This window comes from Frondihabitans sp. PAMC 28766 (genome assembly GCF_001577365.1).
In the GTDB taxonomy this organism is placed as follows: Bacteria; Actinomycetota; Actinomycetes; order Actinomycetales; family Microbacteriaceae; genus Frondihabitans.
Genome location: NZ_CP014513.1, coordinates 2037449 through 2062122, shown reverse-complemented (window position 1 = coordinate 2062122; position 24674 = coordinate 2037449). Strand labels below are relative to the sequence as shown.

Genomic DNA, 24674 nt, shown 5'->3' with positions numbered 1-24674 from the left:
TATTCAGGCTCAGCGCCCGATCCGGCCGCCATTGCGTCGCGAATCGGGCGTAGGGCCTGAATCGCCGACCGGATGCCTAGCGCACCGAGTATTTGAACCCGACGTGCGACCCGACGAAGCCCAGCCTCTCGTAGAACCGGTGCGCGTCGGTCCGCGCAGCATCCGACGTCAGCTGCACGAGCGAGGCGCCCAGCTCGCGCGCCGCGACGTCGGTCACCCATCGCATCATCGCCGACCCGATGCCCGCCGACCGCGCGGCGCTCGACACCCGCACCGCCTCGACGAGCAGCCGGGTGCTGCCCCGTCGCGCCATCCCGGGGATTCTCGTCAGCTGCATCGTGCCGAGCGCCCGCCCGTCGGCGCCCACGACCATCAGCAGCTCGTTGGACGGCTCGGCGACGATGGCCTCGAGAGCGGCGTGATAAGCGGGTCGGTCGTCGTCGGCGGCCGTGTCTCCGCGGCCGGCGCTGATCGGGTCGTCCGACAGCAGGGCCATCAGAGCGTCGAGGTCGGCAAGGACGGCACGGCGCAGGATCACGTCGCCGCCCGGGTCGACAAGGTTACGGGCAGAGTCGGGTCGTCGAGCATCCGACCACTGTGCCACGGCCCCGTCGACACTCGCAGCCGCGGGTCAGTCCAGATCCTCCTGCGTCGCCAGGTCGACGCTTCGCACGCCGCGGGCCTCACTGATCGCGGTCAGCAGCTCGCCCGGGTCGCCCGACCCCGACACCTCGATCGTCAGGTGCACGATGTTCTTGATCTCCTCGTCGTGCGGCTCGCCCACCGCCAGACGTCGCACGCTCCACGAGGCGTCGGTCACGCGCGACAGCACCTCACGGAGAGCGCCTTTACCGTCTTTGTAGGTGAGCTCGAGCTGGAGCGCCGTCTCGGGTGACCCGGCGACCCGTCTCGTCACGATCGAGTAGCCGTACGTGATGATGAAGTGCAGCGCCGTCACGATGACCGCCAGCAGCCAGAGCCCGGCGCCGGCTGCCATGCCGATGGCGGCGGTCTCCCACACCGCCGCCGCCGTCGTCAGCCCGCGCACGGCCCCGCGCCGCGTGAGAATGAGCCCCGCTCCGAGAAACCCAACGCCCGACACGATCTGCGCGGCCACCCGCGACGGGTCGAGCACGATGTGCCCGGCGACGAGCACGTCGGTGAATCCGTACTTGCTGACCAGGATCAAGAGGGCGGACGTCGTGCCGACGATGGCCTGGGTGCGGAGACCTGCGGCCTTGTGCCTCAGCTGCCGTTCGAACCCGATGAACGACGACAGCAGGAAGGCCAGCAGCAGCTCGCCGACCTGCTCGAGCCCCTGGCCGTTGAGGGAGGCGAGGGTCGGGTCGGTCACGGGCCCCAGGGTAGTCCCCACTGCTTGCCAGGGCGACGCGCCTAGGGTGAAGCGGTGCGAGAGCTTGGCGTGATGATCCCCCTGACGTCTGACCGGGCGGGCGACGTTGCCGACTGACGGGGCCGGAGCGGTCTGGCTCATCCGGCACGCCAAGCAGTCGGAGGAGCGCGACCCCGGGCTCAGCCCTGTCGGCGTCGAGCAGGCGCGCGAGATGGCGGCGGGGATGCGAGCGCACTCCGTCGAACGGATCGTCAGCAGCCCGGCCAGGCGCGCGCGTCAGACGGCCGAGGCGCTGCGGGCCGAGCAGCCCGACGCGACCGTGACCGTCGACGCCCGGGCGCGAGAGCGGATCGAGTTCGATCCTGAAGGCGTCGACTGGACGTGGGATGAGTTCACCGCCGAGTGGGCACGATGCGCCGCCGACGCGGATTTCGAGCCACGACAGGGCGACTCGTCACGCCGCACCGGTCAGCGGATGCGTGAGCTGCTGCGCGAGATGCTCCGCGAGCTGACGCCGCGAGCCGGCTCGCTGGCGCTGGTGACGCACGAGGGCGCCATCCTCGATCTGCTGCGGCTCGTCTCGCCGCAGGGCGTGGTTGTGCCGAAGCACGTGCGGCACGCGAGCGTCACTCCGCTCGATGTCGCGTGGCTGAACGACTAGCGAGCGTGCCGCCGAGGTCGTGTCTCTCGGTCAGGCTCTCGATGCCGACGAGGATCAGCTCGAAGCCCGCGATGAACTGAGCGCGATCGTCGTGATCGGGCAGCTGCGCGGCCACCTCGCGCATGAAGGGGTACCGGTCGCCGTCGAGCCCGGCCCACTGGCCGGCGATGCGTTTGAGGAAGGCCGCACGGTCGGTCTCGTCGGAGCCGAGCCTGGAACCGGCCGCGTACTGGGCGGCGAGCCCCAACAGGTAGTTCAGCAGTGCCGTCGCGGCGTTGAACCGGGCCTGCCGAGGCACACCGAGCGCAGTGAGGCTGGTGCCGAAGCCGTCGAAGATCTGCACGACGGGCAACTGCCAGGGCTCACGCGAGAGCTCGGCGCCGACCCACGGGTGCACTTCGATCGCGTCGAAGACCCCGAGGGCGAGGGCCCGGATGCGATCAGTCGGGGCGGCGGTCGAGTCGGCGTCGGCGACGACGCGCCCGATCACAGTGTCGGTGGCCGCGGCGAGCAGCGCTGCCTTGCTCTCGACGTGGTGATAGATGGCGCCGGCGCCCGTGCCGAGGATCGCCGCGAGCGCGCGAAAGGTCAGCCCGTTCTCGCCGCCGTCGTCGAGCACGTCGATGGCGATCTCGACGATTCGCTCTTTCGAGAGCGGATCCGTTCGTCTCGGGGTCATCGGCACGAAACCCATCTTGACATAGCTGGAACCGTGTTCCAAGATGGCTGGGTGGAACGACGTTCCAACGTTTTCGAAAGGGACCCCATGGCAATTCCAGTCACGATCATCGGCGCCGGTCTCGGCGGCCTGACTCTCGCTCGCATCCTGCACATCCACGACGTGCCGGTGACGGTCTACGACGCCGACGCGTCGGCCGAGGCGCGCACGCAGGGCGGCCAACTCGACATCCATCCGGACAACGGTCAGGTCGCCCTCGAGGCTGCGGGCCTGGTCGACGAGTTCCACGCGATCATCCACGAGGGCGGTGAGGCGGCCAGGGCTCTCGACCCGCAGGGCGCCGTCCTGCTCGACGACCCCGACGACGGCTCGGGCCGCCGACCCGAGGTGCTGCGCGGCGACCTGCGTCGCATCCTGCTCGAGTCGCTGCCCGCGGGCACAGTCCGCTGGGGCAAGAAGCTCGTCAGGGCGACATCCCTCGGTGACGGCCGGCACGAGCTCGCCTTCGCCGACGGCACGGCGGTCGAGACGAGTGTGCTGGTCGGTGCCGACGGGGCCTGGTCGCGCGTCCGCCCCCTGCTCTCCGACGCGACGCCCGACTACGCCGGTGCGGTCTTCGTCGAGACGTATCTGCACGACGTCGACTTTCGCCACACAGCGACGGCCGAGGCCGTCGGGGCCGGCGCGATGTACGCGCTGACCCCCGGCAAGGGCATCGCCGCGCACCGCGAGGCCGGTGACGTCATCCACACCTACGTCGAGCTGATGCGCAGCGAAGAGTGGATCGCAGGCATCGATTTCAGCGACGCCGCGGCCGCCAAGGCAGCCGTCGCGGCCGAGTTCGACGGGTGGGCGCCCGAGCTCACCGCGCTCATCACCGACGGTGAGACGGCTCCGGTGTCGCGCCCGATCTACACGCTCCCCCCGCAGCACCGCTGGGCTCGAGTGCCCGGCGTGACGCTGGTGGGCGACGCCGGCCACCTCATGCCCCCGTCAGGCGAGGGTGCCAACCTCGCGATGCTCGACGGCGCCGAGCTGGGCCTCGCCATCGCGGCCCACCCCGACGACATCGAGCTCGCGCTCACCGACTACGAGGTGGCGATGTTCCCGCGCAGCGAGGCCGAGGCCGTCGACGCTCACGAGATGCTCGACCTTCTGCTGGGCGACACCGCCCCGCACGGGCTCATCGCGCTCTTCACCGGTGCGTCGTCCGATCCTGAGGAGAAACCAGCGCACTAGCCGTGCCCTCGGCCGCTCGGCACGCGATTCTGCTCGCGAAGGGCACGCGCCTAGGGTCGACGCATGGAGATCACCGTCGACGAGGCCACGGCCGACGAGCGCGACGTGCTCGGCCGCCTCCTCGAGCTCTACTTGCACGACCTGTCCGAGTTCACCGGGCGCGACGTCGACGAGCACGGTCTCTTCGGCTACCCCTATCTCGACGCCTACTGGGCCGAGGCGGGCCGCCACCCCTATTTCGTCCGCACCGACGGCATCCTGGTCGGCTTCGCCCTGGTGCGAGAGCGCGTGGGCGACCCGCAGACCACCGAGATGGCCGAGTTCTTCGTGCTCCGCAGCTCACGCGGTCAGGGCGCAGGATCAGGGGCCGCACGCACCCTGCTGAATCTCTTCCCCGGCCCCTGGCGCCTCACCCAGGTCGCGGGCAACACCGCAGCCACCGCCTTCTGGCGACGGCTGCTGCCCGACACCGCCGTCGAGCGAGTGCTCGGCGACGGCACCGTCGAGCACCGCTTCACGGTCACCTGAGGCCGCGCCTCCGCGGAGGCCACCCGTGGAGACGACAGCGCCCGTCGGCTAAACTCGACGCAGAACAACCAGGCACCTCCCCACCGACACGGTGCCGCCCATATCGACAGGAGACTCGCCATGACTCGACCCATGCCCGACAAGCCGGCCCTCGAAGGGCTCGAAAGCGTCTGGGGCCCCCAGTGGGAGTCGGACGGCACCTACCTGTTCGATCGCACCACCGCCAGCAAGGCGAACACGTTCTCGATCGACACCCGCCGCCCACGGCGTCGGGCTCGCTGCACATCGGCCACGTGTTCAGCTACACGCACACCGACGTCAAGGCTCGGTTCGAGCGCATGCGCGGCAAGAGCGTGTTCTACCCGATGGGCTGGGACGACAACGGGCTGCCGACCGAGCGCCGCGTGCAGAACTTCTATGGGGTCCGCTGCGACCCGTCCCTCCCCTACGACAAAGACTTCGAGCCGCCGTTCGAGGGCGGCGACAACAAGTCGTCGAAGGCCGCCGACCAGATCCCGATCTCGCGCCGCAACTTCGTCGAGCTCTGCGAGCGTCTCACCGTCGAAGACGAGAAGCAGTTCGAAGACGTGTGGCGGAAGCTCGGTCTCAGTGTCGACTGGACCCAGTCGTACCGCACGATCGGCGACGACTCGCAGGCCATCGCGCAGAAGGCCTTCCTCCGCAACGTCGCTCGCGGCGAGGCCTACCAGGCGCAGGCGCCGACCCTGTGGGACGTCACCTTCCGCACCGCTGTGGCCCAGGCCGAGCTCGAAGACAAAGACATGCCCGGCGCGTACCACACGCTCGCCTTCCACGGCCCCGAGGGCGACGTGCTGATCAAGACCACGCGGCCCGAGCTGCTGCCGGCCTGCGTGGCTTTGGTGGCGCACCCCGACGACGAGCGCTACCAGTCGCTGTTCGGCACGACCGTCCAGACGCCGTTCTTCGACGTGCCGGTGACTGTCTACCCGCACCACCTCGCCCAGAAAGACAAGGGCTCGGGCATCGCCATGGTCTGCACCTTCGGCGACACGACCGACGTGGTGTGGTGGCGCGAGCTGGATCTGCTCAACCGCTCCATCATCGGCTTCGACGGCCGCCTGGTCAGCGCTGCCCCCGACGGCATCGAGTCGGGCGAGGCGATCGCGTTCTACGAGGGCGAGCTGGCCGGCAAGACCGTCTTCAGCGCCAAAGCCGCGATCGTGGCCAAGCTGCAAGAGACCGGCGAGCTCGTCGGCGAGATCGAGAAGATCACGCACCCCGTCAAGTTCTTCGAGAAGGGCGACAAGCCGCTCGAGATCGTGTCGACGCGTCAGTGGTACATCGTCAACGGCGCTCGCGACGACGACCTCAAGGCGACCCTCCTGAAGCGCGGCGAAGAGGTCGCGTTCCACCCCGACTTCATGCGCGTGCGCTACGAGAACTGGGTCAAAGGCCTCTCGGGCGACTGGCTCATCTCGCGCCAGCGCTTCTTCGGCGTGCCGATCCCGGTCTGGTACCCGCTCGACGCCGACGGCAACCCGGTGTTCGACGAGCCGATCCTCCCGGCCGAAGACCAGCTGCCCGTCGATCCGTCGAGCGACTCCGCGCCCGGCTACGACGCGTCGCAGCGCGGCGTGCCCGGCGGCTTCCAGGGCGAGGTCGACGTGATGGACACCTGGGCGACTTCCTCCCTCACCCCGCAGCTCGCGGGCAATTGGGAGCAGGACCCTGCGCTCTTCGACCTCGTGTTCCCCTACTCGCTGCGCCCCCAGGGCCAGGACATCATCCGCACGTGGCTCTTCTCGACGATGCTGCGGGCGCAGCTCGAGGGCGACACGGTGCCGTGGCAGAACGCCTCGATCTCGGGCTTCATCGTCGACCCCGACCGCAAGAAGATGTCGAAGTCGAAGGGCAACGTGGTGACACCGGCCGCGATGCTCGACGACCACGGCTCCGACGCGGTGCGCTACTGGGCCGCCTCGTCGCGCCTCGGCACCGACGCGGCTTTCGACCCGCAGAACCCGAAACAGATCAAGGTTGGCCGCCGCCTGGCGATCAAGGTGCTCAACGCCGCGAAGTTCGTCTACTCGTTCCCGCTGCCGGCCGGCGCCGCGACCGCGACCGAGCCGCTCGACCGCGACCTGCTCGCGAACTTCGCCGTGGTCATCCGACAGGCGACCGACGCTCTCGAAGGCTACGACCACGCCAAGGCGCTCGAGACCACCGAGAAGTTCTTCTGGACCTTCTGCGACGACTACCTCGAGCTCGTCAAAGAGCGGGCCTACGGCGCCGGCTCTTCTGGTGTCGAGGGCGCAGGATCCGACGCGATCGCGTCAGAGGCCGGCCAGGCCTCCGCGGTGGTCACCCTCCGCACCACGATCGACGGTCTGCTGCGCCTCCTCGCCCCCTACCTCCCGTTCGCCACCGAAGAGGTCTGGTCGTGGACGCACGACTCGTCGGTGCACACGTCGGCGTGGCCGACCATCGACGAGCTGGGCGACGTGGCTGCACCGAGCGGGCTCCTCGAGCTGGTCGGCGAGGCGCTCGTCTCGATCCGCCGCGCCAAGACCGATGCCAAGGCGTCGCAGAAGACCCCGGTGACGTCGGCCGTGGTCGCCGCTCCCGCGGCGTCGCTCGCGCTGCTCGAGTCGGCCGGCGCCGACCTCGCCGCGGTGGGCCGCATCGAGCAGCTCACGTTCGCGGCCGCCGACGAGCTCGCCGTCACGGACATCGTGCTGGCCGAGCAGCCGGCCGAGCAACCCGCGGGCGCCTGATGCAGCTGGGGACGCGCTGGTCGGTCGGGAGCGAGACCCCCGACCGCCTGCCCGCAACGGTCGTCGAGGCAGTCCGCCGCGTCGAGCAGGAGCTCGTCGATCAGAAGGTCGACGCTTCATCCTGGCGCTGGACCCTGACGTGGCTCGAGCGGAAGCCCGTCGTCGAGCTCGACGACGGCACCGTCATCCGCTACGATCCCTCGACCGACACGGCTCACGTGCACGAGCCGGTCGAGGGCGAGCCCGACGACGACGACTACTGACCCGAACAACCTCTCGAGGCGTTGCCGGAGGCGTGAGATGCAAGGCGGAGCCCGGTCGATAATGGCGGAGCCATATCGACCGGGCGACAACGCAGCAGATTGCGGCCCCGGGAGCGCCGACTACACGCGGGCCAGGAGCTCGCCGTGCGGCATCGCGAGCCACCCGTCGGGAGCATCGCGCCACGACGTCCACGCACGGGCGATCGCCTGCAGCTCGAGGTCGGTGGCCGCCTGCTTTTCGAGTGCGTCGCTGTAGAAGCGGCTTTCGAGCACCCGTGTCGCCCAGCTGTCGCCCCACCAGATGCGCTCCTCGTCGGAGGCGAAGCACCAGACGGAGGCCGACGACTGGATGTCGGTGAGGCCGGCTTCGCGTGCCCACCCCTTGAGGTGGCGCCCGGCGTCGGGCTCGCCGCCGTTGCCGCGGGCGACGAGCTGGTAGACGGTCATCCAGTGGTCGAGGCCCGGGTTCTCGGGCGCCCAGATCGTGCCGCGGTAGTCGACGTCACGCACCGCGAGCAGGCCGCCGGGCTTCGCGACGCGCTTCATCTCGCGAAGAGCGGAGACGGGGTCGCCGAGGTGTTGCAGCACCTGGTGCGCGTGCACGATGTCGAACGACTCGTCGGGGTACGGGAGGGCGTAGACGTCGGCCGTCTCGAAACGGACGTTATCGAGATCCTGCGACTCGGCCAGGGCGGTGGCCTGCGCCACGATCTCGGACGACGCGTCGATGCCGACGACGCTGCCCGGGGCCAAGCGGGCTGCGAAGTCGACAGTGATGGTGCCGGGGCCGGCCCCGACGTCGAGAAGCGAGAGCCCTGGCGAGAGATGCGGCACGAGGTAGGCCGCCGAGTTGTCGACGGTGCGCCAGGTGTGGCTGCGCAGCACGCTCTCGTGGTGGCCGTGGGTGTAACGCTCCTCGTTCGTGGTCATGTCTCGACCGTAGCGTGTCGACGACTGTCGCCGACACGCCTCGGCCGGATGGATCAGTGGAAGCGGGTGGTCGAGAGCGACTCGCTCTGCCACGCGGCGGAGCTCTGGCGCCCCTCGGAGACGAGGGTGCCGTCGACCTGGCGGTGCGGTCGCTTCGACCAGTCGACGAGAGCGAGGCCGGTGCGGAGGGCGAGGCGGTCGAAGAGGGATTCGGGGCGGGGCGTGGTCATGAGTGTTCTCCTGAAGATGATGTGGGTGCGGTGGTGCGGCTGTCGCGATCGGGCAGCGGGAATGCGTTGAAGTGGACCTGTGCGTGGCGTGCGCCGGGCACGTCGTCACGGTTTCGAAGGGGGTCGATGTGCTGCTTTTCGAACTGCTCGATGGCCCGACCCAGCGCCTCGAGCTCAGGAAGCGTGGCAGTGATGTTGAGGGTGTCGATGGTCGCCGCTGCGTACCAGTCGCGACCGATCTCGTCCGGGTCGCTCAGGAAGTCGGTGAGCAAGGCTGAGCGCGCACGCTCCCACTCGAGACCGACCATCTGCGCCGCGGTGCGCCCCGACGCGTCGTCGTAGTCGTAGTACGACACCCCGATGCCGCCAGGAACCCGCTCCCACCAGCGCTCGCGTGAGGTGCCCCGCTCTTCGACCTCGCGGACGAGACCGTGGCGCTCGAGCTGGCGCAGGTGGTAGCTGGTCGAGCCGCTCGACTCCCCCAGCCGCTCGCCCAACCCGCTGGCCGTCGCGCACCCGTAGGTGGTCAGCGCCTCGAAGAGCTTGACGCGCAGCGGATGCGCCAGGGCTCGCAAGGCGCCCGCGTCGAGATCGCGGGACGGAGGGATCGGAGTGTCGCTCATGTCCCCAACCCTACCTGTGCAAAGAAATCTTTGCAAGCAATTCTTTGCAACGAAGCCTTTGCACAATCCGCCCGCGGCGAAAACGGGGTGAACCGCGCGGAATAGGCTGACGGGATGACGAACCCGTTCTTCGACGAGAGCCCCCTGCCGTACGAGCTGCCGCCGTTCGCAGACATCCGCGACGAGCACTTCCGCGAGGCGTTCGAGGCCGGCTTCGCCGAGCAGCTGGCCGAGATCGCGACCATCACGTCGGATCCTGCGCCTGCGTCGTTCGACAACACGATTGCCCCGCTCGAAGCGAGCGGTCAGACGCTCAGCCGCGTCGAGCACGTCTTCTGGAACAAGCAGTCGAGCGACTCGAACGACACCACGAACGCGCTCGAACTCGAATTCGCGCTGAGGTTCGCCGCGCATGCCGACGCGATCCGCCTGGATCCTGCCCTCGCCGCCCGCATCGAGGGCGTCTACGAGACCCTCGGCACGGCATCGGCGGCCGAGCTCTCGCCGGAGGAGATCTATCTCGTCGAGCGCTACCACGACGAGTTCGGGCGCGCGGGCGCCGGGCTCGCCGACGACGACAAGCAGCGCCTGCGCGAGCTGAACGCCGAGCTCTCGACGCTGCAGACGCGGTTCGAAAAAAACCTGCTCGCCGACACGAACGACCTCGCCGTCGTGGTCGACGACGTGGCCGAGCTCGACGGGCTCAGCGACGACGAGATCGCCGGGCTGGCGAGCGCAGCGGCCGACCGCGGTCTCGACGGCAAGTACCTCATCACCCTCGTTCTGTTCACCGGCCACCCGCTGCTCGCGTCACTGACGAATCGCGACCTGCGGGCCCGCGTCATGTCTGCCTCGAGGGCGCGCGGCAGCCGCGGCGGCGACAACGACAACCGCCAGGTGCTGCTCGACATCGTGCGCCTGCGGGCCGAGCGCGCGGCCCTCCTCGGGTTCCCGTCGCACGCCGCTTACGTGACCGCCGGTGAGACCGCAGGATCACCGGATGCCGTCGACGCCCTGTTGTCCCGTCTCGCTCCTCCCGCGGCCCGCAACGCCCGCGCCGAGCAAGCCGATCTCGAGGCCCTGGCCGGTCAGGATCCTGCGTTCTCAGGCCCCGTCGAGGCCCACGACTGGGCCTTCTACACCGAGAAGGTGCGCACCTCCACCTACGCCTTCGACGCGACGCAGATGCGGCCCTACTTCGAGGCCGAGCGCGTGCTGCGCGATGGCGTGTTCTTCGCCGCGGGCTCGCTCTACGGCCTGCAGTTCGCCGAGCGCCCCGACCTCGTCGGCTACCACCCCGAGGCCCGCGTCTTCGAGGTGACCTCCTCGAGCGGCGAGCCGGTCGGCCTCTACCTCCTCGACCTCTACACCCGCGACTCGAAGCGCGGCGGCGCGTGGATGAACCCCCTCGTCTCGCAGTCGGCCCTGCTGCACCCGTACCCGGTGGTGGTCAACAACCTGAACGTCTCGAAACCGCCGGCAGGATCACCGACGCTCTTGACGCTCGACGAGGTCACCACCCTCTTCCACGAGTTCGGCCACGCCTTGCACGGCCTGGTCGCGCGCGTCGCCTACCCGCACTTTTCGGGCACGAACGTCTTCCGCGACTTCGTCGAATTCCCGAGCCAGGTCAATGAGATGTGGATGATGTGGCCGGAGGTGCTGGCGAACTACGCCAAGCACTACGAGACCGGCACCCCGATGCCGTCCGAGCTGGTGGCGAAGCTGACCGCCGCCGAAGGATTCAACCAGGGCTTCGAGACGTCGGAGTATCTCGCCGCCGCTCTCCTCGACCAGAAGTGGCACGCGCTCTCGGCCGACGAGGCCGACGGGCTCACGTCCGTCGATGATGTCGCCGCCTTCGAGGCCGCAGCCCTCGCCTCCGTCGGCCTCGACAACCCGGCCGTGCCGACGCGTTACTCGAGCGCCTACTTCGCGCACACGTTCTCGGGCGGCTATGACGCCGGCTACTACTCGTACATCTGGAGCGAGGTGCTCGACGCCGACACCGTGCAGTGGTTCGAAGAGAACGGCGGGCTGACCCGCGAGGGCGGCGGCCGCTTCCGGCAGCGGCTGCTCGGCGTCGGTGGCTCGAAGGACCCGCTCGAGGCCTACCGCGACTTCCGCGGCCGCGACGCCGAAGTCGCGCCCCTGCTCGCTCGCCGCCGCCTGCAGTAGCCCGCGCCGCCCCGCCGTTGTTCCTCCCGACCAGGTGTTTGTCGCGAAATCGCGACCAACGAGTGCGAAAAACCACCCGGCGGAAGTGACGGGTGTGACTCGGGGCCGGAATCGGTCGCGATTTCGCGACCCCACCCCGTAGCCGGCGCCACGAACGGCCCCGGTTCCGTCGAACCGGGGCCGTCCTCGTGCGGTGCTACCGCATCGCGTCGGCGGGAATGACCCCGCACTCGCCACCGGGGGGCGACACCTCCTCGTCTTTCTCGAGCACAGTCACCGTAGTCGTCGCGCTGGCCTTCGACGACGGGCCGGTGAGCGTCAACTCGTACGTGCCCGGTTTCACCTCGCCGGTCAGCCAGTCGAAGACCTCGACCGTGCCGTCCTTCTGCACGACGGCCTCGCCGGCGATGCCTCCGGGCTCCGAGGTCAGCGAGACGGTCTCGCCCGGCACGAAGTTCACGCCCGTGACGGTGACGGAGGTGCCTTCGACGACGTCTCCCTCGACCGATGCGGCGGGCCGGCAGTCGCCGCTGCACTTCGGCACATCAGCGACCGCGACCGGCACGAGCCGATCGTCGGCGATGCGGAACGCCTGCATCTTGCCGGTGTTCTTCGGCTGCTGCGCGCTGTCGGCGAACCGGATGAGACGGTTGGTCGGCTCCGCGTGACGCACCACGAGGTACTGGCCGTCCTGGTAGGCGTAGCCGTCGAGAGCCTTCGCGAAGGCGGCTGCGGTCTGCTGGCCCTGGACCGACGCGCCGGTCACGACGCGGCCGTTCGGCGCGACCACGTCGACGCCGAAGTACTCCTCGTTCGGGAAGTAGTCGTGCGCCACGGGGCCCCGAGAGAACGCGCGCAGGGTCGACGACTTCTCGTCGAGGGCGAGGTCGGCGACCGTCGTCGCCTCCTTGTTGCGGTCGATGCCGTTGAAGCGCAGCAGGTTGCCCGTCGTCACGTCGATCGACGAGGTCAGCACCTCGCGGATGCCGTTCTCGTTGACGAGTATCGCGTTCAGGGTCCCGGCGCCCGTGCCTTCTTTCAGTGCGGTCACCGACGAGGAGGCGAGCCTTGCCCCGGCCGAGCCGTCCGAGTTGCCGAGACCGTCGACGCGGAACGACTCCTCGTCGGCCTTCTGCTGACCGATCGTGGCGGTCACGCCGCTCTCGGCCGTCAGCGTGCCCACGGGCACCACGTAGTCGGCGACGCGGTTCTCGACGACATCGGTGGCACGATCGTGGTAGTTCCAGATCTCGTACTGAAGGGCGGGGAGCTTCGCGAGCTCGGCCCTGGTGTCGGCCGTGAGCGGGATGCCCCACTGCTCGTAGAACGGCGTGAGGTCGCGGTCGGCGACCTTCGACGTCGTGAGCGCAAAGTGCTGCTTGAGGCCGAGGTCGTCCGACGGCAGCTGCTCGCCGAGCGCCTTCTCGACGCGCCACTCCTGTGCCAGCTTCGGGTAGAAGCCGTCGCCGAAGCTGCGGCGCAGCTGGTCGAACATCAGCACCTGTACGAACAGGTCGCCGATCTTGTTGTGATCGCGCTCGGCCACCGGCGTTTCGCGGAACTTCGCGAGCCTCTGGCGGGTGCCCTCCTCGTCGAGTCGGTTGGGGATGCCAAGCGCCTCCTGCACGGCGAGCGCCGACACGTTGACCGTGACCTCGGTCATGCCGCTCCAGCGCATCTCTGGCGGCTGGTAGGTGTGGCCGACCTCGTGATAGAAGCCCCAGTGGTTTTTCTTCGCGAGACCGTATTCGATGAGCTCCTTAGCGGCGTTGGTGTCGTTCTGGAACGTGATGCGGTCATTGGTCGCGCTGGCGTACCCGGCCCCCGTGTCGGGGTTCGAGATGTACATGCGCTGGCCGTGCTTGTGGGCCCGCCCGGTGGCATTTTCGGTGAGCCCGTAGGTGTCGTTCGATACCTCGACGGCGGTGTCCCAGCGGTCGATCAGCGCGTCGACGCTCTTCGTCGCGCCGGAGAGACCCGGCCGACCGACGCTCGCTTGGAAGTCGACTAGGATCCGATCGCTCACGACCTCGACATAGGGTGCGGTCTTCCACGCCTCCAGCTGACGGTCGAAGTCGGCGCGGGTCGTCTCGTCCTCGACCCAGGTCGGAACGGGCTGGCCGCCGGCGATCTCGACGACGGCATCCGTGGCACCGGCACGGTTCTCGAGGTAGACCATGCCGTCTACGGCGGCTGTGACCTGTGTGACTCCCGGCTTGAGTGCCGTCGTCTTCATGCCGACGTCCTTACCCGCGTTCTGGCTGGAGTGAACGCCGTACAGCCCGATGGCCATCTCGAGGCCCTCCGATCCTGCCGGGACATCGACGGTGAGCTTCTGGCCGGCCTTGACGAAGCGGCCGGTCGGCTGCAGGTCGGTGTGGCGGAACCAGCGGTTCTCGGCGGTGACGGCACGAGCCGCATCACCGGTCGCCTCGACCAGGGCCACCGACGACGACCCGCCGACCTGGAGGCTCTTGCCGGACGCCAGCGCGGGGCCTGCGGTCGCGATCGAGGGGACACTGACGACTGCCGCGCCGGCGAGGACCGCCGTTGCGAGCACGCCGCACATCAACTTCTTCGGAATCATGGCCGGCCCCTACTCGAAGTCCACGTCGGAACAGCCCACGAAGGCCTCGTTCGACTGGACGGCGCCGTCGGCCTTGATGTTGCCTTGCCAGATCGTGTAGATCACGTGGTGACCCTTCTTGTCGGGCAGGACGGTGGGCAGTTTGGTGCCCTGATCGAGGTTCGTGCCGAGCGACTCGAGGCTGTCGGCGACGAGGAAGGGCGTCTCTTCGAGGTCGGCCCAGGTCAGCGGCTTCGACGCGTCGTAGCCGTCTTTCGTCACGAAGTACGAGAACGTGTACGGGTTGTGGTTGACCGTGTTGTGGAAGGTCAGCTCGGTCTCCGCACCACCCTTCAGGGTCGTGGTCGGCCAATCCTTGCCGGCGACGTCGAGACCGGCGTAGCTGTCGTTGCCGCCGGAGCACAACTGCCCGTCCGGGAAGACGGTCTGCCACTGCGGGTCTTTCTCACCCAGGCGCGTGTCGCCCTGGACGACACCCTGCCAGTTGGAGAACGGCGCCTCGCCCGAGATCGCGGCGGCCTCGTTGCAGGTCTCGTAGGTCTTCGCGCCCGCCCAAGTGCCGGCCCCGTCGAGCTTGCAGCCGAGCTGGCGGCTCATCGGGGTCTGGCTCGCGCCGTGGGCGAATGCCGGAGCCGCGACCGCCGTGAGGCTGAGGGCGGTCAGGCCGAGGGCGATCCCGCCCAGGGTGGTCTTCTTCTTCGTGATCTTCATGATCGTTCTCTCGTGCTCTGTGATCGACGGGTTACTTGGTGAAGTGGACGGTTTTGCTGTCGGAGTAGTCGCTCCACTGGCCGTTCGACAGCTGCGCGCGGATGGCTACGGTGTGCGTGCCGGCCTGGTGCTCGCCGAGCAGCAGGTAGCGCTTCTGTGACTTCTGCTGGTCGGCGCCCACGAGCAGGGTCTGCGCGCGCTTGCCGTCGAGCGAGATCTCGTAGCGCTTCGTCGCGGCGTCCGGCGTCCAGGTCATCTCGACGCGGTCCATGGTGCGGTGGCCGTCCTTGTACGACGACGCCTTGGCGGTGAAATCGTCGGGCGCGGGGGTGCCGGTGCCCGGCGTCTCCTCCTGCTTGGGCGTGTGCACGCCCTTCATGACGGAGATGCCGTGATTGCCTGCCGCGTCGTAGGCGTAGACGCTGATCGTGTACGAGGTGTCCGCCTTCAGCCCGGTCAGGGTCGCCGAGGTCGTGTCGCCATCGACGGTGAGGCCGGTCTGCCCGCTGCCGTTGTGGATCACGTACTTGGTCACACCGACGTTGTCGGTGGCCGGCGTCCAGGTGACGTCGACGGTCGTCGGGCTGGTGGCGACCGCCTCGATGCAGGTGATGTCGGACGGTCGCTCGGAGTCGGCATCCTGCGCCTTCTCGGTCTTGCCCGTCACGACGTCGGTCTTGGCCGACTCGTTGCCGGCGGCGTCGTAGGCCAGCACCTGGAATCGGTACTCGGTGTCGGCTTCCAGACCGTCGATGTCGGTCATGCGCATGCCGTTCTTCAGGTCTTTGACCATGCGGTCGTCCTGGTAGACCTTGTAGCCGGCGACCCCGATGTTGTCGGCCGAGTGGCTCCACATCACGTGGATCGTGTCGGAGTCGACGGTGTGGGCGGTCAAGTCGGTCGGCACGGTAGGAGCTGCGGTGTCCTTCGCGGGCAGGGTCACCACGCCGACGATGGTCGATCCGCCGTGGTTGCCGGCGGCATCGAAGGCGTAGACGTGGAAGCCGTAGGGGGTCTCCGGAGCGAGGCCGTCGATCTCGGCGTGGAGGGTCGAGCCGTCGACGGTCTTGACGAACTCGTGGCCGTCCCAGACGCGGTACTCGGTGACACCCACGTTGTCGGTGGCGGCCGCCCAGTCGAGTTCGACCGTCGTCGGGCCGGTCGCCTTCGCGTCGATCCTCGACACCAGGCTCGGCGCCTCGGTGTCGAGCTCCTCGCCCGGCTCGGCCGGGGTGATGACCTCGACGATGGTGGAGCCCGAGTGGTTGCCCGCCTTGTCGTAGGCGTAGACCTGGAACGCGTAAGGCGAATCGGCCGTGAGACCCGTGACGGTCGACTCCAGGGTGTCTCCGTCGACGACGGCGAGCGGTTTCTGGCTGTGGCCGTCGTAGACCCGGTACTCCGTGACGCCGACGTTGTCGGACGCCGCGGACCACGAGACATGGACCGTGTTCGGGTCGGTGGCCGTGGCGCGGATGTCGTCCATGAACGACGGCGGCTCGGTGTCGCCCTGCTCCTCGCCTCCGCCGACCGAGCACCCCTGGACGCCGTGGCCGTCGAGGTCGCAGCCCTCGATGCTGAGCTCGCCCGTGCCCTGGCCGTTGATGCCGAAGCCGATGTTCGTGGTGCCACCCGCGGCGAGTTTCTCCTTCGGTGTGATCGTGACGAGGTCGCCGTCGATCGTCGTGTTCATGTTCCACGTCGAGTTGTTCTGGAAGTCACCCGACGGCACGCGGAACGTCAGCGACCAGTCGCGAGCCTCGGCCGACGAGTTCTTCACGATGAACTCACCACCCGCGTACCAGGTGCTCGAGTCGTTCATCTTGAGGGTGCCGGTCACGGGAGCGTCGGCGAGAGCCGCCGATGTCGCGCAGATGGCGGGCACGCCGATAGCGACGGCGACGACGCCGGCGATGATGCTGCGGCGGAGGAGCTGGGGGCGGGAGGAGATCACAGGAGACCCTTTCGAGGTGACGGTGAGGGGTGGTCAAGTTCGTACTGAAATGTTAAATTGGAACTCGAACCTGATCATGTCTCCGAAAGAGGACAATCCGTGCAGGCCTCTCGACCCTCCCTTCCGCTCCGCCTTCTTCTAGCCCCTCCCCCATGGGCGCAGCGTCTCCATCGAGCGCTCCTCCTCGCTCTTCCTGTTCTCGTCACGACTTACGGCATCTGGTACGACGCGCTGGCTGCGAGGGAGGCACCGGACTCGCTGCAGGTCCTGGTCTTCGTCGGTGCCGGCGCGACTCTCTGGATCGGTCGTCGGTGGCCGTTCGTCACCGTGGCGGCGGCACTCGCCTGCTGGTCGCTGACGGAGTCCTGCGTCTTCGTCATCGCCGCCGCCTACCTTCTGGGGCGGTGGCAGCCCCGCGGCTCCTGGCTCCTCCTCGGTCTCCTCGCGACCGTGCATCCTCTCGGGCTCGTGCCCGACCCGTGCGCCTATCGAGCGGGCCATACGGCTCTTCCTCCCGAGACCACCCCCGTGTTCGCCGTGGCCCTCCCCGCGCTCGTCGGCGCCGTCATCCTGACGACGACCCGGCTGGCCGGCCTCCGCGAGGATCACGTCCGGTCCGAGGCACTCGCCGCCGAGGAACGCGCCCTCGCGCGGGTCACAGAGGATCGCCTGCGGCTCAGCGAAGAGATGCACGATCTCCTCGGCCAGCGGGTCAGCCGGATGGTGCTGCATGCGACTGCTATCTCGGCGACGACCGGCGACGAGCGTGCGCGAGAGCTCGCGGGGCGGATCGCCGACACCGGAGCGAGCACCGTCGACGACCTGCAGTACATCGTCGGGCACCTTCGGGCGACACCTGCAGCCACGGCCCTCAGCCACCCCTCGGGCCGGCGAGCGCATGAGTCGATCGCGGAGGCACGACGAGACGGCACCTGCGTCACGACATCCGGGCTCGATCGGGTCGAAGCCCTGAAGGGGCCTCTCCGCGACCTGTGCGACGCCGTCGTCGGCGAAGCACTTCACAATGCGGCCAAGTACGCATGCGGCGCGGCCGTCACCGTGCACGCAGAGGTGTGGTCGGATCGCGTGTTCCTCCGCGTCGAGAACGACGAGTGCGGCGCCCCTGCCTCCGCGGCGATCGTCGCAGGCGGTCACGGGCTCGACCTTCTGTGCGAGCGCGCACGTGGGCTGGCCGGGACCGTCACGCACGGATTCACGCCCGACGGGGGCTACGCCGTCAGCCTCGAGGTGGCTCGATGATCCGCGTCATGCTGATCGACGATGACCACGACATCCGGGAGAGCCTGCGATTGATCCTCGACTCGGTCGGCGACGTGGCGGTCGTCGCCGATGTCGACTGCGGCGAGCGCGGCGTCGCGGTCGCTCGCCAGCTGCGAGTCGATGTCGCGGTCGTCGATCTCCGCATGCCCGACATGGACGGCGTCGAGACGACGCGCCTCCTGCGCCTGCTGCCCGAGCCTCCGGCCGTGCTCGTCCTGACGGCATTCAGCACCGACGACAGTGTCCTCGATGCGCTGGCGGCGGGAGCAAGCGGCTTCCTGTTGAAGAACTTCCGCCCGGAAGAGCTACCGGCTGCGGTGCGAGACATCGCGGCCGGTCGAGGTGCCCTCGCGCCGAGTGTCGCCGCGACCGTGATCCGCGAAGCGGTCCGCCCGCTGGCAATGCCGACGCCGGATCGTTCGGGCCCGGACGATCTCTCCGACCTGACCGAACGCGAGCGCGATCTGGCTCGCGCCGTCGGGCACGGCATGTCCAATGCCCGGATCGCCACCCATCTCGGCATCAGCGCTGCCTCGGCGAAGACCTACGTCTCGCGGCTGCTCGAGAAGCTCGGCCTGCAGAACCGCACCCAGCTGGCGATCGCCGCCCATCGCGCAGGCCTGCTCTCGTGATGAGCCACGCGACCACGTCAGGCCGTCTGACACGCCGACCACGCGACACGCCGGGCCGCCAGGCCCGACGAGACTCACCCCGCGCGATGCCGGCGTTGCGGTCGACGCCGGCCCACCATCAACGCTCCCCCGATAGCGATAGACGCCACGGCGGCGACCAGGGCCATCACCGGGAACGTGTCGCCGGTGTACGCGAGTTCGGCCGTCGTCGCAGCCGAGCCGCCCGAGCCTGGATCGACGACGCCCGAATCGCCCCCGTCACCGGGGCCGCCGTCACCGGGGCCGCCGTCACCCGGGCCGCCCTCCTCGGGCGGAGTCGTCGCCAGAGCGGTGTTCGTGACGGTGACGGTCACGGGGAAGTCGGCGTACGCGGTGAACGAGGAAGGAGAAGTGACGCTCGGAGCCCATTCAGTTCCGTCCGCCGCGGGCGGCGGGTCTTCCGTCACAGTGCAGACGCTGCCGTCGGGAATGCCGCCGAGCAGCGGCTGAGGTGTCTCACCCGCTCGGATCGACCATGATCGGCTGAGGGGCGCGGCTCCGTCGCCCGGCACGCAGGTGATCTCGCCGGAGTACGTCTCGTCGCCCGACAGGACCCCGTCGGGATCCTGCGCCACCTTGACGATCGAGGCGCTGGCCGAAACCGCCTGCACGATGTTGGTGATGGAGATGACCCCGGGCGCGGTTCCGGCGAGCACCGTGGATCCGGCTTCGAGCCCGGTCGGCGACCACTGGTAGGCGACGCTGCCCGTGGCCGGCGGCGTGACCTGGAGGTCTTCGTTCGCGATGCAACTCGTGCCGACGGGCAGGCTCACGGCGACGGTCTGCGGTCCTGAGTTCGCCGTGACACTCCACCGGCCGCCGTCGATCTCGCGGCCCACGAACGTGCACGCCCAGACTCCCGAGTATCGGCGATCGGGGTCGACGACCAGTCGCGGCCCGAGCAGCAGCTTCTGGACGGCAAAACTCGTTGTGCGACGAACCAGTTCGTCGGTGTAAGCGACCTGCACGAGGGGCGACGTCGTCGGCGGCACGATGAACGTGGCACTGCGGCCCGAGACGATGGCACGCGGGTCGGTCACGCTGACGCTGGGCGCAAGCCACGTATAAGAGGGGTCGGTGGTGCCGGGTGACTTGCCCTCGGTCACGGTGCACGAGCTGCCGACCGGCACTCCGGAGACGACGGTCTGCCCACCGTCGCGCAGAGCGACCGCAACGGTCTGCCCGGCCGAACCCCCGGGCGGCGTGCAGACGTAGTCGAAGGCGAACTGCGAGGCAGGATCGAACCCGGCCGGGTCACCCGAGACCGACTTGCTGAGAGAGAACGACCCGGTGAGAGCGGCCGTCGAGTTGCTGACCGTGACGAGATCCGCCCCGCCCTGACGCACCACGACTCGGCTGGGCGAGATGAGGGTCGGCCCCCAGCCGACACCGGGCGCCCCCGACTGCGGCGGCCCGCCCAGACGCTCCTGCACTCGGCACTCCGAGCCGATGGGGACGGGCCCGAGTGCGATGGGCGACGCCCCGGCCGTCGTCGACCAGGTGTCGTCGGCAGGGGTCACGTCTCGACCGTCGAACTGGCAGCCGTACGTGCCCGAGAAGACTCGCGCGGGGTCGACCACGCCTGAAGCCTCGGTCAGCCTCTTGACGAGGGCGAAGGTGCCGAGCTGACGGGTCACCGTATTGGTCACCGTGACCACGGACGCAGACCCGGCGGCGATCATGACCGGCGAGGGCGAGATGACGGCGGGCTGCCAGACGTAGCTCGGGTCGCTCGGGTCGGGCGTCGGCGGTGGAGTCTCGGTGAGACTGCAGGTGGAGCCGACAGGGAGGTTGTCGGCGATCACCGTGGGGGCGGACTCCGGCCGGACACCCCACGAGCCGCCGGGGATCGCCGACCCGGTCGGGCTCTGGCACTCGTACGTGCCGGTGTACAGGCGGCCCGAATCGACGAAGCCGGCAGGATCGTCGACGACTTTCTGCACCGCAAGCGCACCGGTCTCGGGGATGGGCGTGATCGTCGGCTTGCACTCGAATTCAGGATCAGGGAAGGGGTACGAATGCGCCTCGTTGCCATCTCCGGCGAAGTGCAGGTCGCCTCCTACTAGCAGGCGCCCGTTGGTGCTGGCCGTCACCGTGGTGACGGAGCCCTTCGCCGGGACGAGCACGCTGCCGAGCAGCTGGTCGCCGGTGCCGAGAGTCACGGAGTCGGCGGATGCGAAGTTCCACAGCGTGTGCGAAGCGACCTCGACGAATCGCGGATCACCGAAGTCGATCTGCGTGTTCGAGTCCCCCTCGAAGAATCCGGCCGGGTACACGTCAGCTGTCGCGCCCGTAACGTTGATCACGACGGAGGCGCCCGTCGGGATGCCCCGGAAGCGGAACGCCATCGACTGAGAGGTCGACCCGAGCGCGGCACCCGAGACGTCGAACACCTGCCTCGCGCTGGTGCCGTCGCCCTGGAAGGTCCGGACGCCGTAGAGGACGCTCGTCGTCCCCGTGGGCGCGAGCCCGGCGTAATCGCGCGACTTGTCGGTCACGACGGAGGAGAACCCCGCAAACGGACCCAGCGCATCTGCGCTGTTCGGCGTCACGGAGCCGCCCGAGGTCTCGAAGCGGTCGACCGAGTCGATGGTGGACCCACCGACGACGTTCCCGCCGATGCCGTGCCCGACGTCGACGACCGTGCGGCCTCCTACGGTCACTGCTCCTGCAGCGAGCAGCATGTCGCTGCCCGCGGGAGGCGTCACCTGCGACCCGACGCCGACCACCCCGACGTTGAAGGTGCCCCCGGGGTCCTTGTCGAACGTGGCGGTGCCTCCGACGGCGAGCACCCCCTCCGACTCGGCGGCACCGGCCCCGGCGACGTAGTCGCCACCGGCGAAGACCGTGACGTTTGCGTCGGTGCCGCGAGGGGCTCCGCCGGGCGACGGCGACGAGTAGGTGGGGCACGCGGGGAGGTCGGCGGCGACAGCGGGGGCAGAGCTCATCGCGATGCCCACCCCCGCGACGCCGAGCGGAACGAGCAGTAACGGCGCTATCACCCCGCTCAGGGCTCGCCGAACGGCTCCCCTACCTCGTTGTGCGCCCCCGGTGAAACGCCGATGAACCGCCCCTGCGCGCGTCGTAAGGCCACGCTACAGCGCTACGAAGGCTAGGCGCTCTTCTCGGTGCGCTCGGTGATCGAGCGCGGCACGATGGTGGGCGCGGCGTTCTCCAAGACGGAGGCCTTCGTGACGACGACACGCCCGACGGTCTCGTCGGAGGGGACGTCGAACATGATCGGCCCGAGCACTTCCTCCATGATGGCGCGGAGGCCGCGGGCACCGGTCTGGCGCAGGACCGCGAGGTCGGCGATCGCCTCGAGTGCCGGCTGCTCGAAGTCGAGCTCGACGCCGTCGATCTCGAACATGCGCTGGTATTGGCGCACGAGGGCGTTCTTCGGCTTGGTCAGGATCTCCATCAGGGCCACCTGGTCGAGCTGCGTGACCGTCGTGACGACGGGCAGGCGACCGATGAACTCGGGGATCAGGCCGAACTTGTGAAGGTCTTCAGGGAGGACCTCGCTGAAGAGGTTGGCGTCGTTGCCCTTGTTGTAGAGCGGCGAGCCGAAGCCGATGCCGCGCTTGCCTGCCCGAGAGGAGATGATTTCTTCCAGCCCGGCGAAGGCGCCGGCGACGATGAAGAGGACGTTCGTCGTGTCGATCTGGATGAACTCTTGATGCGGGTGCTTGCGGCCGCCCTGCGGCGGAACCGAGGCGACGGTGCCCTCGAGGATCTTGAGGAGGGCCTGCTGCACACCCTCGCCTGAGACGTCGCGCGTGATCGAGGGGTTCTCGGCCTTGCGGGCGATCTTGTCGACCTCGTCGATGTAGATGATGCCCGTCTCGGCCCGCTTGACGTCGTAGTCGGCGGCCTGGATGAGCTTGAGCAGGATGTTCTCGACGTCTTCGCCGACGTAGCCCGCCTCGGTCAGGGCGGTGGCGTCGGCGACGGCGAACGGGACGTTGAGGCGCTTGGCGAGCGTCTGGGCGAGATACGTCTTGCCGCAGCCGGTCGGGCCGATGAGGAGGATGTTCGACTTGGCGATCTCGATGTCGTCGCCGAGCGAGTCGGCCGAGGCGAGAGTCGCCATCGACCGGATCCGCTTGTAGTGGTTGTAGACGGCCACCGACAGGGCGCGCTTCGCCGGGGCCTGGCCGATCACGTACTCCTCCAGGAAGTCGTAGATCTCGCGCGGCTTGGGGAGGTCGAATTCGCTCGAGGGCTCTTCGCCGGCCTCAGCCAGGCGCTCCTCGATGATCTCGTTGCACAGCTCGACGCACTCGTCGCAGATGTACACGCCGGGGCCGGCGATGAGCTGCTGAACCTGCTTCTGGCTCTTCCCGCAGAACGAGCACTTGAGCAGGTCGGCGCTTTCACCGATGCGTGCCATGCCGTGCCTCCCTATAGCGAAGTGTGATGATCGTGAACGAGCCTAACCCGAACCGCAGACACTGCGAGCATCGTGGCCGCCCGAATCGCCGGGATCGGCGTCGACACCTGTGGTTCGTACCCGACGCGATGCTCGTTTGGCGTCGGATCCTGATGCCTTGCAGACGAAGGGCCTCGGAACCATCAGGATCCGAGGCCCTCTGTCGGTGCGACCGCCCTACTTGGCGAGCGCCAGGTTCTTGCGGCTCGTGAGCACCTGGTCGATCAGGCCGTACTCGAGGGCCTGCTGCGTGCCGAGGATGTTGTCTCGCTCGATGTCGCGGTTGACCTGCTCGGGCGTGCGGTTGGAGTGCTTCGACAGCGTCTCTTCGAGCCAGGTGCGCATGCGCAGCACCTCGGCCGCCTGGATCTCGATGTCGGAGGCCTGGCCGCCGGCACCCTCGGTCGCGGGCTGGTGGATCAGCACGCGGGCGTTGGGCAGGGCGAGGCGCTTGCCGGGGGTGCCGGCGGCGAGCAGCACGGCCGCGGCCGAGGCAGCCTGACCGAGGCACACGGTCTGGATGTCGGGGCGGATGTACTGCATGGTGTCGTAGATCGCCGTCATGGCCGTGAACGAGCCACCGGGCGAGTTGATGTAGAGCGTGATGTCGCGGTCGGGGTCCATCGACTCGAGCACGAGCAGCTGCGCCATCACGTCGTCGGCGGATGCGTCGTCGACCTGCACCCCCATGAAGATGATGCGGTCTTCGAAGAGTTTGGCGTAGGGGTCCTGGCGCTTGTAGCCGTAGGCCGTGCGCTCTTCGAACGTCGGGAGCACGTAGCGGGCGCTAGGGCTCTCGGTCAGCGAGCCGGGGGCCGCGAACTTGGGGGCTCCACCCATCATTGGCAGTTCCATTTTCGTTCCTTCTTCTGAGTCTCTGAGTAGGTGGAGTCAGGCCTGGTCGGTGCCGGCGCCGCCGATGACGTCGCTGGCGGACGAGCGGATGTGATCGACGAAGCCGTACTCGAGGGCCTCTTCAGCGGTGAACCAGCGGTCGCGGTCGCCGTCTTCGTTGATCTGCTCGACGGTCTTGCCGGTCTGCGACGCGGTGATCTCGGCGAGGCGCTTCTTCATCGAGAGGATGATCTGAGCCTGCGTCTGGATGTCGGACGAGGTGCCGCCGAACCCGCCGGACGGCTGGTGCAGCAGCACTCGCGCGTTCGGGGTGATGTAGCGCTTGCCTTTGGTGCCCGCCGTCAGGAGCAGCTGGCCCATGGACGCCGCCATGCCGATGGCGACGGTGACGATGTCGTTCGGAACGAACTCCATCGCGTCGTAGATCGCCATTCCGGCGGTGACGGACCCGCCCGGAGAGTTGATGTAGAGGTAGATGTCTTTCTCTGAGTCCTCGGCGGCAAGAAGGAGAAGCTTGGCAGCGATCTCGTTCGCGTTGTCGTCGCGCACCTCGGACCCGAGCCAGATGATGCGGTCTTGGAGAAGTCGGTCAAAAACACTGTTGGGCAGTGTTACGTCGGCCATGTGGTGCTCCCATTCAGTTGTCGCTTGCATACGAACTTAGAGGGTGCAACGCGCGGTTTCCGGGCTGTTCGCCCACGGCTGTATTCATTGCGCTGATTCGTGCCGGAAACGACGAGAG

20 protein-coding genes and 1 pseudogene are annotated in these 24674 nt (G+C 68.6%); 8 read left to right on the top strand and 13 right to left on the bottom strand.

The features are described 5' to 3' along the window. Positions 1–76: 76 nt before the first annotated feature. Together AX769_RS10025 and AX769_RS10020 are read right to left on the bottom strand one after the other, a co-directional pair. Positions 77–604, bottom strand: coding sequence for a GNAT family N-acetyltransferase (locus AX769_RS10025; RefSeq protein WP_369824085.1), 528 nt, complete (start codon positions 602–604; stop codon positions 77–79). Between the two features lie 27 nt (positions 605–631). Next, a complete protein-coding gene (locus AX769_RS10020) occupies positions 632–1354 on the bottom strand; it encodes an MgtC/SapB family protein (protein WP_066278765.1) in 723 nt (240 codons plus the stop codon). Between the two features lie 106 nt (positions 1355–1460). Between AX769_RS10020 and AX769_RS10015 the strand changes: the two genes are divergently transcribed. Next, a complete protein-coding gene (locus tag AX769_RS10015) occupies positions 1461–2015 on the top strand; it encodes a histidine phosphatase family protein (protein ID WP_066278762.1) in 555 nt (184 codons plus the stop codon). On the opposite strand, the gene AX769_RS10010 is transcribed toward AX769_RS10015, so the two are convergent. Beyond that, positions 1981–2694, bottom strand: a complete 714-nt coding sequence (locus tag AX769_RS10010; protein WP_204249358.1) for a TetR/AcrR family transcriptional regulator — start codon at positions 2692–2694, stop codon at positions 1981–1983. The two genes, AX769_RS10015 and AX769_RS10010, sit on opposite strands and share 35 nt — an antisense overlap. 87 nt (positions 2695–2781) lie before the next feature. Between AX769_RS10010 and AX769_RS10005 the strand changes: the two genes are divergently transcribed. The 4 genes and pseudogenes from AX769_RS10005 to AX769_RS09990 all read left to right on the top strand — a co-directional run bounded on the left by AX769_RS10005 (position 2782) and on the right by AX769_RS09990 (position 7480). Next, positions 2782–3933 (top strand): NAD(P)/FAD-dependent oxidoreductase, encoded by a 1152-nt coding sequence (locus AX769_RS10005; RefSeq protein WP_066278761.1) that lies wholly within the window; start codon positions 2782–2784, stop codon positions 3931–3933. Between the two features lie 63 nt (positions 3934–3996). Beyond that, the gene (locus tag AX769_RS10000; RefSeq protein WP_066278756.1) at positions 3997–4461 is read left to right on the top strand and encodes a GNAT family N-acetyltransferase; all 465 of its coding nucleotides are present in this window, start codon (positions 3997–3999) and stop codon (positions 4459–4461) included. Positions 4462–4593: 132 nt separating this feature from the next. Next, positions 4594–7217, top strand: a pseudogene (gene valS / locus AX769_RS09995) (valine--tRNA ligase). Beyond that, positions 7217–7480, top strand: coding sequence for a hypothetical protein (locus AX769_RS09990; RefSeq protein ID WP_066278754.1), 264 nt, complete (start codon positions 7217–7219; stop codon positions 7478–7480). Before valS ends, AX769_RS09990 begins: the two are co-directional and overlap by 1 nt. 120 nt (positions 7481–7600) lie before the next feature. Here the strand turns inward: AX769_RS09990 and AX769_RS09985 are convergent, their stop codons facing one another. From AX769_RS09985 to AX769_RS09980, 3 genes are read right to left on the bottom strand one after another with little or no spacing between them, the layout of a single operon-like run. After that, complete coding sequence (locus AX769_RS09985) at positions 7601–8410, bottom strand: methyltransferase domain-containing protein (protein ID WP_066278752.1); 810 nt, start codon at positions 8408–8410, stop codon at positions 7601–7603. Between the two features lie 53 nt (positions 8411–8463). Continuing rightward, on the bottom strand, positions 8464–8640 hold the full coding sequence (locus AX769_RS23880) for a hypothetical protein (protein WP_157887554.1): 177 nt from the start codon (positions 8638–8640) through the stop codon (positions 8464–8466). Then, complete coding sequence (locus tag AX769_RS09980) at positions 8637–9263, bottom strand: helix-turn-helix domain-containing protein (RefSeq protein WP_082763666.1); 627 nt, start codon at positions 9261–9263, stop codon at positions 8637–8639. Before AX769_RS09980 ends, AX769_RS23880 begins: the two co-directional genes overlap by 4 nt. A 114-nt stretch (positions 9264–9377) precedes the next feature. Here AX769_RS09980 and AX769_RS09975 point away from each other — a divergent pair, with 114 nt between their 5' ends. Beyond that, the gene (locus tag AX769_RS09975; RefSeq protein ID WP_082763665.1) at positions 9378–11441 is read left to right on the top strand and encodes a M3 family metallopeptidase; all 2064 of its coding nucleotides are present in this window, start codon (positions 9378–9380) and stop codon (positions 11439–11441) included. Positions 11442–11637: 196 nt separating this feature from the next. Here the strand turns inward: AX769_RS09975 and AX769_RS09970 are convergent, their stop codons facing one another. From AX769_RS09970 to AX769_RS09960, 3 genes are read right to left on the bottom strand one after another with little or no spacing between them, the layout of a single operon-like run. Next, a complete protein-coding gene (locus AX769_RS09970; protein WP_066278745.1) occupies positions 11638–14028 on the bottom strand; it encodes a M60 family metallopeptidase in 2391 nt (796 codons plus the stop codon). A 9-nt stretch (positions 14029–14037) separates the two neighbouring features. Then, a complete protein-coding gene (locus AX769_RS09965; protein WP_066278743.1) occupies positions 14038–14739 on the bottom strand; it encodes a lytic polysaccharide monooxygenase in 702 nt (233 codons plus the stop codon). A 31-nt stretch (positions 14740–14770) separates the two neighbouring features. Further along, positions 14771–16693, bottom strand: coding sequence for a fibronectin type III domain-containing protein (locus AX769_RS09960; RefSeq protein WP_066278742.1), 1923 nt, complete (start codon positions 16691–16693; stop codon positions 14771–14773). 99 nt (positions 16694–16792) lie between these two features. Here AX769_RS09960 and AX769_RS09955 point away from each other — a divergent pair, with 99 nt between their 5' ends. Together AX769_RS09955 and AX769_RS09950 are read left to right on the top strand one after the other, a co-directional pair. After that, positions 16793–17953, top strand: coding sequence for a sensor histidine kinase (locus AX769_RS09955; protein WP_066278740.1), 1161 nt, complete (start codon positions 16793–16795; stop codon positions 17951–17953). A gap of 8 nt (positions 17954–17961) precedes the next feature. Next, positions 17962–18606, top strand: a complete 645-nt coding sequence (locus AX769_RS09950) for a response regulator transcription factor (protein WP_239452001.1) — start codon at positions 17962–17964, stop codon at positions 18604–18606. Positions 18607–18680: 74 nt separating this feature from the next. Here AX769_RS09950 and AX769_RS09945 read toward each other — a convergent pair whose 3' ends face one another. The 4 genes from AX769_RS09945 to AX769_RS09930 form a co-directional block, all read right to left on the bottom strand. After that, positions 18681–21593 carry a DUF5979 domain-containing protein gene (locus AX769_RS09945; protein ID WP_157887553.1) on the bottom strand — a complete coding sequence of 971 codons (2913 nt, stop codon included), beginning with the start codon at positions 21591–21593 and terminating at the stop codon, positions 18681–18683. 164 nt (positions 21594–21757) lie between these two features. Further along, the gene (clpX, locus tag AX769_RS09940) at positions 21758–23038 is read right to left on the bottom strand and encodes an ATP-dependent Clp protease ATP-binding subunit ClpX (protein ID WP_066278734.1); all 1281 of its coding nucleotides are present in this window, start codon (positions 23036–23038) and stop codon (positions 21758–21760) included. Between the two features lie 216 nt (positions 23039–23254). After that, positions 23255–23932 carry an ATP-dependent Clp protease proteolytic subunit gene (locus AX769_RS09935; protein ID WP_066278731.1) on the bottom strand — a complete coding sequence of 226 codons (678 nt, stop codon included), beginning with the start codon at positions 23930–23932 and terminating at the stop codon, positions 23255–23257. 36 nt (positions 23933–23968) lie between these two features. After that, positions 23969–24556 (bottom strand): ATP-dependent Clp protease proteolytic subunit, encoded by a 588-nt coding sequence (locus AX769_RS09930; protein ID WP_066278729.1) that lies wholly within the window; start codon positions 24554–24556, stop codon positions 23969–23971. Positions 24557–24674 lie beyond the last annotated feature (118 nt).